Annotated in this window: 9 protein-coding genes; 5 read left to right on the top strand and 4 right to left on the bottom strand. The window is 73.0% G+C overall.

The annotated features are described in order from the left end of the window. Nucleotides 1-256 precede the first annotated feature (256 nt). Nucleotides 257-496, bottom strand: coding sequence for a hypothetical protein (locus tag AB0G02_RS21025; RefSeq protein ID WP_360796974.1), 240 nt, complete (start codon nt 494-496; stop codon nt 257-259). A 169-nt stretch (nt 497-665) separates the two neighbouring features. Between AB0G02_RS21025 and AB0G02_RS21020 the strand changes: the two genes are divergently transcribed. Then, complete coding sequence (locus AB0G02_RS21020) at nt 666-1,439, top strand: GAF and ANTAR domain-containing protein (protein WP_360796972.1); 774 nt, start codon at nt 666-668, stop codon at nt 1,437-1,439. A 93-nt stretch (nt 1,440-1,532) separates the two neighbouring features. Here the strand turns inward: AB0G02_RS21020 and AB0G02_RS21015 are convergent, their stop codons facing one another. Next, nucleotides 1,533-2,312 (bottom strand): endonuclease/exonuclease/phosphatase family protein, encoded by a 780-nt coding sequence (locus tag AB0G02_RS21015; protein WP_360796970.1) that lies wholly within the window; start codon nt 2,310-2,312, stop codon nt 1,533-1,535. 129 nt (nt 2,313-2,441) lie between these two features. On the opposite strand from AB0G02_RS21015, the gene AB0G02_RS21010 reads away from it, so the two are divergent. The 3 genes from AB0G02_RS21010 (at nt 2,442) to AB0G02_RS21000 (ending at nt 5,480) form a co-directional block, all read left to right on the top strand. Further along, nucleotides 2,442-3,335: a LysR family transcriptional regulator gene (locus AB0G02_RS21010; RefSeq protein ID WP_360796968.1), complete on the top strand. Its 894-nt coding sequence runs from the start codon at nt 2,442-2,444 to the stop codon at nt 3,333-3,335. 74 nt (nt 3,336-3,409) lie between these two features. Next, nucleotides 3,410-4,315 carry a 5-dehydro-4-deoxyglucarate dehydratase gene (gene kdgD, locus AB0G02_RS21005; RefSeq protein ID WP_360796966.1) on the top strand — a complete coding sequence of 302 codons (906 nt, stop codon included), beginning with the start codon at nt 3,410-3,412 and terminating at the stop codon, nt 4,313-4,315. 25 nt (nt 4,316-4,340) lie between these two features. Continuing rightward, nucleotides 4,341-5,480: a mandelate racemase/muconate lactonizing enzyme family protein gene (locus AB0G02_RS21000; RefSeq protein WP_360796964.1), complete on the top strand. Its 1,140-nt coding sequence runs from the start codon at nt 4,341-4,343 to the stop codon at nt 5,478-5,480. A 9-nt stretch (nt 5,481-5,489) separates the two neighbouring features. On the opposite strand, the gene AB0G02_RS20995 is transcribed toward AB0G02_RS21000, so the two are convergent. Together AB0G02_RS20995 and AB0G02_RS20990 are read right to left on the bottom strand one after the other, a co-directional pair. Then, on the bottom strand, nt 5,490-5,897 hold the full coding sequence (locus AB0G02_RS20995) for a bacteriophage spanin2 family protein (protein WP_360796963.1): 408 nt from the start codon (nt 5,895-5,897) through the stop codon (nt 5,490-5,492). 160 nt (nt 5,898-6,057) lie between these two features. Further along, nucleotides 6,058-8,673, bottom strand: a complete 2,616-nt coding sequence (locus AB0G02_RS20990; RefSeq protein WP_360796961.1) for a CBM35 domain-containing protein — start codon at nt 8,671-8,673, stop codon at nt 6,058-6,060. Between the two features lie 235 nt (nt 8,674-8,908). On the opposite strand from AB0G02_RS20990, the gene AB0G02_RS20985 reads away from it, so the two are divergent. Beyond that, entirely contained in the window at nt 8,909-9,628 is a 720-nt protein-coding gene (locus AB0G02_RS20985; protein ID WP_360796960.1) for an alpha/beta hydrolase, read from the top strand. Nucleotides 9,629-9,667: the final 39 nt, after the last annotated feature.

Here is a 9,667-nt window from a genome sequence, read left to right as displayed (position 1 = left end):
CGACACCGTCCAGCGTCCGCACGCAGGCCTCGCACAACGCCCGTGCCCACTCGACCGGACCGGGGGCGACCACGCAGAGCGCGACCACCCGGGTCAGCCGGTCCCTCCGCTGCTCGTCCACCACCCGTCCTCGTCGCCGCAGATGAGGGGCCCCGGCCCGGGAGCGCCGCCGGGCCGGTCCCCGAGTGCCACTCCCGGCAACCTATCCCGGTCCACCACCGGTCCGCACCACGGGACGGATCCCGCCCGTGCGCGGTCACGCGGGGCCCGGTCCGGCCGGGACGTCGCGCGCGGGCACGATTTCGACGACGTTCGCGGTGTCCAGCACCAGGGTGGTGCGGTCGGGCCGGAGCACGGACACCCACCGACGTCCGGTGAGGGGGTCGAGGACCTGCGGCCCGGTGACGCGGCCGAGCGCGAAGGCCGCCGGGGCGAACACGTCCGGGTCGAGGTAGGTGACGACCGCACCGCGGTCGAAGAAGTCCGTTCCGTCCATGGAGTCGTCCTCGGGGAGCACTCGCGGGGGTCATCGAGTACCCGGTACGGGTCGTCGCAACCACCCCGCGTGCGCGTCACGCCACCGAGTGCGGTCGCACGTTTTCCGAAGCCCTCGAAGTGGAAGATGAACAGGAACGGACGGTGCGCGACGAGACGGAGGTCGGTTCATGGACGGGCAGCGGGGTGAGGGGACCGACTCCGGTGACGATCACCTGGTGCGGCGGCTCGACGAGGTGACCGCCGCCTTGGAGCGCCTGACGGAGCTGTTGGAGGACGAGGAGGACCTGTCGGTCATACTCGACCGCCTGTGCAGACAGGTCATCCGGGCGATCCCCGGAGCCGACATGTCCAGCGTGACGCTGGTGCGGGACGACATCCCGGTCACCGGCGCGGTGACCGAGGACCAGGCGTTCGAGGTGGACCTGGCGCAGTACCGGTCGGGTCAGGGTCCGTGCCTCCAGGCCGCGGCGACGCGGGAGATGCAACGGGTCGCGGTGGCCGAGGTGTGGGAGCGGTGGCCCGCGTTCGCCGAGGCGGCCTCCGGCCTGGGCGTGGCCAGCTACCTGTCCGCCCCGCTGTTCATCGACCGCGAGTACAACGGCTCGCTCAACCTCTACAGCCGTTCGCCGCACGGGTTCCGCGAGCTCGACGCGGCGCTGCTGGAGCTGTACACCACGGCCGCCGAGGGTGCGCTGCGCAACGCCCGCCGGTACCTCAACGCCCGCGGGCAGGCGTCGGAGCTGCGGACGGCGCTGACGTCGCGTTCAGTGATCGACCAGGCCAAGGGCATCGTCATGGCGGTCCACCGGATCGACGCCGACCAGGCGTTCCGACTTCTGGTCGACCGCTCCCAGCGGGAGAACGTCAAGCTCCGCGACCTGGCCGAGCAGTTCGTCAAGGACGCCACCGCGCCGGCGGAGCCGGACGGCGCCGGAGCGTGACGCGCCCCCGCCGGACCGCCCCACCGACCGCACCGCACCCGTCCGCCGACGACCGTGATCGCCAACGGTCGTCGTCCCGGTCCGCCCTGCCGGTCAGAACGTGTAGTTCACCACGAACGCGGGGTGGTCCGTGCGGTACATGGCGTACTCCTGCGTCGACACGAAGGTCAGGGTCCGGGCGATGACGTGCTGCACGTCGCCGTCGCCCTTGCGGAACCAGCCGGACGGGACGCAGTCCTGGGCGTTCGTCGCGGAACCCGGGCTGTACCTGAGGTTCAGGTCGCCCACCACCACGTGCCGGGTCGTCGGGGACGCGGTCGGGTCGAAGGACAGCACGGTGGTGGGCACCAGTTCCCGGCACTGCGCCAGGGCCGTCGTGCCGGTCGTGCTCAGGTGGGTGGTGCAGGCGGTGAAACCGCGCACCGCGCCGAGCGCGCACGCCCAGGCCCGGATCTCGTTGCCGCCGTCCTGCGCCGCGTAGGTGCCCGTGCCGCCGCTCGCGATGCCCTCTTTGACGATGATCCCGCTGCCGTACGCGCCCCGACCGGCCGTGCACTGGTAGTCGGAGCCGGTGGACCTGTTGCGCACGAACGCGAACCGGTACCCGGCGCCCGCGCCCACGGCGGCGGTCAGCCGGGGCAGGTCGGACAGGCACACCTCGTTCACCGAGACGACGTCCGGCAGGCGGCGCTGGATCATCGTCACGGCCTCGTCCACCGCCCGTCCGTCCTGGTAGCAGCCCGCGATGCCGCTGTTGCACAGGTTCATCTGCAACACCTTGAACGCGGTCGCGGCGGCGGCCGGGACCGCCACCAGGCCGCCGAGCAGGAACGTGAGCAGGACGAGAGCGGTGGTCCGGCGCGGGAGACCCATGGCGACCATGCTCACACCCGGCCGCCGGCCCGCCGTACCGCCAAGCGGGCTCCCGACCCGGTCACCGCTTCGGAGGTCCGCCTGATGCTCGACCGGAGGCGAACCGACCTGCGTTGATACCTTCCCGGCATGACGTTCACGCTGGAGCAGCTGCGGGGGTTCGCGGCCGTCGCGGAGGAGCTGCACTTCGGCCGCGCCGCGGCGCGGTTGGCGATGACGCAACCGCCGCTGAGCAGGCAGATCCAGAAGCTGGAACGGGCGGTCGGCGCGCAGCTGCTGATCCGCGACAACCGGCGGGTCACGCTCACCGCGGCGGGCGAGGTGTTCCTGGTCGAGGCGCGGCGGCTGCTGTCGCTGGCCGAGACCGCGCCCGAGCTGGCCCGGCGGGTGTCGTCCGGCTCCAGCGGTGTGGTGCGGGTCGGCTTCACGGCCGCGGCCACCTACGGCATCCTCGGCCGGCTGCTGGACGAGCTGGCCGGGCAGCTGCCGGACGTGGACGTCGAGCTGGCCGAGATGGTGACCGGCGAGCAGGTCGCCGCGCTGGTGAACGAGGAGGTCGACCTGGGCTTGGGCCGGCCGCCGTTCGACGACTCCACGTTCGGCTCCCGCCTGCTGCACCGGGAGGGGCTGCTGGTCGCCGTGCCCACCGGTCACCCGCTGGCGGCGCTCGACCGCGAGGTGACGGCCGCCGACGTGGTCCGCGAGCGGGTGATCATGCACTCCCCCACCACCGCGCGGTACTTCTACGACCTGGTGGTGCGGACGGTGCCGGTCGCGCCGGAGCACACCGTGCACACCGTCGGCCAGGTGCTGACGATGTTGTGGCTGGTCGCGGCGGGTCGCGGGGTCGCGTTCGTGCCGGAGTCCGCCGCCCGGCTGCGCATCGACGGGGTGGCGTTCGCCCGGTTGGAGACCGCCGTGGCCAAGCCCGTGGAGCTGCACCTGGTGTGGCTCAGGGCCTCGGCCAACCCGGCGCTGTGGCGGACGTTGAGCGTGCTGGAGGGCCGCACGCCGTTCGAGTGATGCACTCCGGGTATTGAGCAATGCGAAACAACTCTTGGACAAGCATCACCGCTGGTTCCTACCGTGAAGCGGTGATGAACCCAGCCGCTCTCGCCGACCGACTCGCCTCGGGGTTGCTCTCCTTCCCGGTCACCCACTTCGACGCCGACCTGCGGTTCGACGAGGCCCGGTACCGCGAGCACCTGGCCTGGCAGGCCGACTTCGACGTGGCCGGGCTGTTCGCCGCCGGCGGCACGGGCGAGGGCTTCTCGCTGACGCCGGACGAGGTCGACCGGGTGGTCCGCGCGGCCGTGGACGAGGTGGGCGGCCGGGTCCCCGTCGTCGCACCGGCCACCGGCGCGACCGCCGTGTCGGTGGCGCAGGCACGGGCCGCGGAGGCCGCCGGCGCGTCCGGTGTGCTGCTGTTCCCGCCCTACCTCACCGAGGCGAGCCAGCGCGGCCTGGCCGAGCACATCACCGCGGTGTGCCGCGCGACCGACCTGGGGGTCGTCGTCTACAGCCGGGCCAACGCGGTGCTCACCGACGCGACCGTCGCGGAGGTCGCGGACCGCAACCCCAATCTCATCGGGCTCAAGGACGGCGTGGGCGACATCGAGCAGATGACCCGCACCTACGCCCGCGTCGGGGACCGGCTGATCTACATCGGCGGCCTGCCGACCGCCGAGACGTTCGCCCTGCCGCTGCTCCAGCTCGGCGTGACCACCTACTCCTCGGCGCTGTTCAACTTCGTGCCCGGGTTCGCGCTGCGGTTCTACGCCGCCGTCCGCGCGCAGGACCGCTCCGCCGTCTACGGGATGCTGAGCGACTTCGTCATCCCGTACCTGGACATCCGCGACCGGGTCCGCGGCTACGCCGTGTCGATCGTGAAGGCCGGCCTGACCGCCGTGGGCCGCGACGGCGGTCGGGTGCGCCCGCCGTTGAGCGACCTGACCGCCGACGAGCTGACCGAGCTCACCACCCTGGTCCGCAAGATCGCCTGATCCCGTGCAGCACCGAAGGAGTCCCATGCCGACCAGCCGCTCCGACCGGATCGTCTCCGTCACGCTGTCCTCGGTGCTGCTGCCGCTGCCCGGGGGCATCAGCGACGCCAAGGTGTTCACCGGTCGGCAGCGGCCGATGACCGAGGTCGCCGTGCTGTTCGCGGAGATCCGGACCGAGGCGGGGCTGGAGGGCGTCGGGTTCGGCTACTCCAAGCGCGCCGGCGGACCCGCCCAGTTCGCGCACGCCCGCGAGGTCGCGCCGGACCTGATCGGTGAGGACCCCAACGACATCGACCGGCTGTGGACCAAGCTGGTGTGGGCGGGGGCGTCGGTGGGTCGCAGCGGTGCCGCGACGCAGGCGCTGGCCGCGTTCGACGTGGCGCTGTGGGACCTCAAGGCCAAGCGCGCCGGGCTCCCGCTGGCCAAGCTGCTCGGCGCGCACCGCGACTCCGTGCGCTGCTACAACACCTCGGGCGGGTTCCTGCACGAGTCGGTCGAGCAGATCAAGGACAACGCCGACCGCACGCTCGACTCCGGCGTGGGCGCCGTCAAGATCAAGGTGGGGCTGCCGGACCGGGCCGAGGACCTCCGCCGGGTCGCCGCCGTCCGCGAGCACCTGGGCGACCGGGTGCCGTTGATGGTCGACGCCAACCAGCAGTGGGACCGGCCCACGGCGATGCGCGTCTGCAAGGTGCTGGAGGAGTTCGACCTGGAGTGGATCGAGGAACCGCTGGACGCCTACGACGTCGAGGGGCACGCCGAGCTGTCCCGGTCGTTGACCACCGCAGTCGCGTCCGGCGAGATGCTGACCAGCGTGGCCGAGCACTACGAGCTGATCCGGCACAACGCCGTGGACGTCCTGCAACCGGACGCGCCGCGCGTCGGCGGCATCACCCAGTTCCTCAAGCTGGCCACGCTCGCGGACCACCACCACCTCCAGCTGGCGCCGCACTTCGCCATGGAGATCCACGTCCACCTGGCCGCCGCCTACCCGCGCGAGCCGTGGGTGGAGCACTTCGACTGGCTGCACCCGCTGTTCGACGAGCGGCTGGAGACCCGGGACGGCCGGATGCACCTGTCCGACCGGCCGGGTCTGGGCATCACGCTCAGCGGGCAGACCCGCGCGTGGACCGTCGCGACGGCCGTGGTCGACGCGCCCCGGTGACGCGCCGGGTCACGACGTGCAGGCGTTGGTGAGCGCGGCGACCTGGGACGCCTTGGTCTCCAGCCACACGGCGGGCGTGACGACCAGGTCGTCGAGGGTCACGTCGCGCAGGGTGGCGGAGAGCGCGGTGATGGCCTGGTTGACCGTGGTGTCGGCGGCGGTCGCGGCCAGGTCGCCCAACGACGCAGCGGCGTCGTGCGCCCGGTCGACGGCCTGCTCCGGGCTGCCCGGGTCGAGGACCACGGCGGCCTGGGTGAGGGCGTCCGCGCAGACCTGCACGGTGGACGCGGTGTCCGCGACGGCTCCCGCGGTGTTCGCCACGTCCTGCACGGCACCGCAGGCGGTGAGCGCGGTGACGGCGACGGCAGCGGTCACGGCGGCGGCGATTCGGGCGGACGTCGAGCGGATGACGGGCATGGGGTACTCCTCCGGTTCGGTGGAACCGGAGGTCTCCCCGACCACCGGACGACCGGTGGCACCGTGACCGAGCCGCTCGCGGGAGCGGCCGTAATGACGATCACGGTCGGGCGGGTACTCCCCTCCGCACCACCCACGATGGCGAAAGCCGGCCGTTCTGTCAAACGACGGCGTCGGGCTGTCGGCGGTGGGGGGTCACGGACTTCGCCACGACGAGCGGGGCGAGTCGGACCCAGTCGACGTTCGGGCCCGGGCCGGCGGGGTTGCCGAAGGTGAGCGGGCCGCCGTCGGTGACCAGGTCGATCGGTGAGGTCTCCGGCCAGAACCCGTCCCAGGTGTAGTTGTGGCGGTACGGCGCGCTCGTCGCGTTGCCGCCCTCCTCGGTGGCGACGAGCGTGCGGGTGACGGTGTCGGTGTTGTACGGGTGGCCGGTGTTCTTCTCGGCCTGCGCGTAGGCGACGGTCAGGTTGTACTGCCCCGCCGCCCGCACGCCCTCCGCGCGCCGGACGGTCAGGGTGCCGCCGTTGCCCAACCGGCCGACGTACGCGCCGCCGGACGCCCACGGGCAGGGCACCACCTCCGCTTCCCCGCCGAGCTGCCCGGCTTCGGCCTCCACGCGCACCGCACGCGGGTCGGAACCCTTGTCCCGCACGGAGGTCAGCGTGCCGACCACGACCGGCGCAGGGCCTTCGTTGGACAGGACCAGCTCGGTGACACCGGCCTTCAGGTGCGCCGTCACGCTGCCCGTCCACGCACCCGACCGGTCGGCGGTCAGGTCGCCGCCCTCCACCCGGCGGCCGGACAGGGTGAGCCCGAGCCCGCTGGGACCGGTGCCGTGCCAGGTGGTGGACAGCGCGTGGTAGCCGTCCTCGGCGGCGGACACGTACGTGGTGACCGCGTCACCCGGACCGAGGACGACCGCACCGGGTGCGCCTACCCGGAGCGCGCGGTCGGCCCGGTCGACCTCACCGCCGGTGCGGCGCGCGTCGACGAGCGGGTGGACCGTCCTCTCCGGACCGGTGACCTCGGTCAGGTCGAAGCGGTCCAGCGCGATGTCCGAAGGGGTGTCGAGGAAACCGCCGGGACCGCTGGTGCGCAACGAGATCCGGTGGCTGCCCGCGGTGAGCGTGATCGAGGTGTCGAGCCTGCCGCGGTATACCCGGCTCAGCGTCGCCGGGAAGGTCAGGTCGCGGACGTGCGCGTCGTCGACGTACAGCGCCTGCCGGCCGACGCAACCGTTCGTGCCGTAGAAGACGCCGAGCCGGTAGGTGCCGTCGCGGGGCACGTCCACGTCCACGGTGACGCGGGAGCCGGGGTCCGTCATGGACCCGACGTCCCGACCTCCCGACGTGGTGTAGCGCTGGGCCATGTCGTGCGAGCCCGACCCGTCGTCCTGGGTGACGACGGCGGCGTGCTCCACCGCGCCCGCCTCGGCCTCGTAGCTCGCCTGCCACGGTGCGTCGGCCGTGGGCGGCGTGCCCTGACCCGCCCGGGTGATCACGACCTGGTAGGCGGCCAGCGGGTCACCACCGGGCACGGCGACCTTCGCCTTGCCGCCGACCACTCGCACCCTGGCCGCCGCGACCACGGGCGGCTGCGCGGCGTCGCCCTCGTAGCCCGACCACGTGGTCCGGGAGACGCGCACGTCCACCTGGTTGCCGAACAGCAGCCGGTCCAGCCCGGTCAGGGCCACCTCGACCGGCTTGCCCGTGCCGCCGAGCAGGACGGTCGCCCTGCCGTCCTCGCGGTCGAGGGTGGCCAGGCCCTGCAACGTGTCCCTGGCGCCCGGTCGCGGCGGTGTGACCCGGACCGTGTCGCCGGACAGGTCGGCGTACCACTTGGTCAGCCACCAGCCGCCGTTGGCGCGCGAGGTGCGCACGGCGTGGTCGCTGAGGTTGCCGGCCATGGTCCAGTACGCCATCTGCCCGTCGACCTTGGTGTCCTCCAGCATGGCGATCCACTGGATCATCCGGCCGGGCACCGAGGTGTCCCGGCGGTTGGAGTACTCGTTGATGTTGACCGGGCGCGGCGCGATGCCGAGCGAGCGCTCCAGGTCCCGGTAGTCCCGGTGGTGGTCGCGGTAGGTGGCCAGGGAGTCCGGGCCCAGCTCGTGCCACGTGACGACGTCGGGCAGCACGTCGGCGGCCTTGGCGCGGGCGAGGAACCCGCGGAGGTGGTCGGCGCGGTACCGGGTCTCCCCCGGTCCGGCGATGCGGGCGTGCGGCAGCACGGACCTCACCAGCCGGTGGGCCCTGGTCCAGTCGGTGAAGAACCGGTCCTCGTCCGCGGGCCGGTCGTCGTACCAGATCAGGTCCGGCTCGTTGAAGATCGTCCAGACGAACCGGTCGCGGTCGGGCCGCGCGGCGACCTCCTCCAGCTGGGGCCGCAACCGGGCGAGGTAGTCGTCGATCCCGAGGTCCTGGTACGGCCAGGCGCTGTAGGTGTCCTGCGCGTAGATGTGGACGTCCGTGCCGCCGGCGGCGAAGAAGCCGTCCGCGACCTCCAGCGCGTCGCCGCCGGGGTGCTGCTCGCCGCCCGGCGCCTTCTGCGAGATCGTGCGCGGGCGCATGCCGGCGATCAGGTCGTGCGACGGGACGCCGGGGTCACCGAGGCCGTAGAGGATGCCGGTGGCGCCGCCGTGGAAGGCCCCCGTGGGTGTGTCGAGGTCGACGCGCAGCGTCTCGGGCCCCTCGTCCCGGACCGGCGAGGTGGTCCGGGACGACGCGGCGAGCACGAGCAGGGCGGCGGCCGGGCCCGCCGGGAATCGGGGTCGCATCGGGGCTCCCTGTCGGTGGGCGGTCGGGTGGCGGCGTCGCCGGGTGGTCCTTCGCCGCGGGACGGCGGGCACCGCCGATCATCCCGGATCACGCGGGCGAGGACGAGGTGCGGACCTGCGCCGGCGACGCGGGGCCGGGGGCGTCGAGCCTGCCGCCGATAAATACCTTGTGCACAACTCAATCGTGTACTAGCTTTAGCGTCATCGAGCTGCACGACGAACCGAGGAGAACACGATGACCGGCCACAACCCCACCGTCGTCCTGGTGCACGGGGCCTTCGCGGACGGCTCCAGCTGGGCCGAGGTGATCGACCGGCTGCGGGCGCGGGGCGTCGAGGCGCTCGCGGTGGCCAACCCGCTGCGCGGGCTCGCCCACGACGGCGACTACGTGGCGGGCGTCGTCAACGGGATCGACGGCCCGGTCGTCCTGGTCGGCCACTCCTACGGCGGCCCGGTGATCACCCACGCGGCGTCCAAGACGCCGAACGTGAAGGCCCTCGTGTACGTGGCCGCGTTCGGCATCGACAAGGGCCAGAGCGCGCTCAGCTCGGTGGAGGACTTCGCGCCCGTGGAGCTGAACACGTCCCTGGTGCCGCAGCAGTTCCCGGACGGCGACGGCAGCGACACCGAGTTCACGATCCGCCGCGACGCGTTCCCGAGCGTGTTCGCCGCCGACCTGCCGGCCGAGGTGACCGCGATCGCCGCGGTCAGCCAGCGCCCGGTCGCGGCCCGCGCCCTGGGCGAGCCGCTGTCCGTCGAGCCCGCGTGGAAGTCCCTGCCGTCGTGGTTCGTGGTGGCGACGGCGGACAACGCCATCAACCCGGACTCGCAGCGCGCCGCGGCGGTGCGGCTCGGGGCGACGACGGTCGAGGTCGAGGCCTCGCACGCCATCGCGCTCTCCCGCCCGGACGAGGTCTCGGACCTGATCCTCGCCGCGGTCGACGCGGTCGCCTGACCCGGTCCTGAGTGGACGGTCGCCTCGCGCGGCGGTGGA

Origin of the sequence: Actinosynnema sp. NPDC023658 (assembly GCF_040639995.1) — a bacterium.
In the GTDB taxonomy this organism is placed as follows: Bacteria; Actinomycetota; Actinomycetes; order Mycobacteriales; family Pseudonocardiaceae; genus Actinosynnema.
This window is presented reverse-complemented; position numbering and strand designations above follow the sequence as displayed.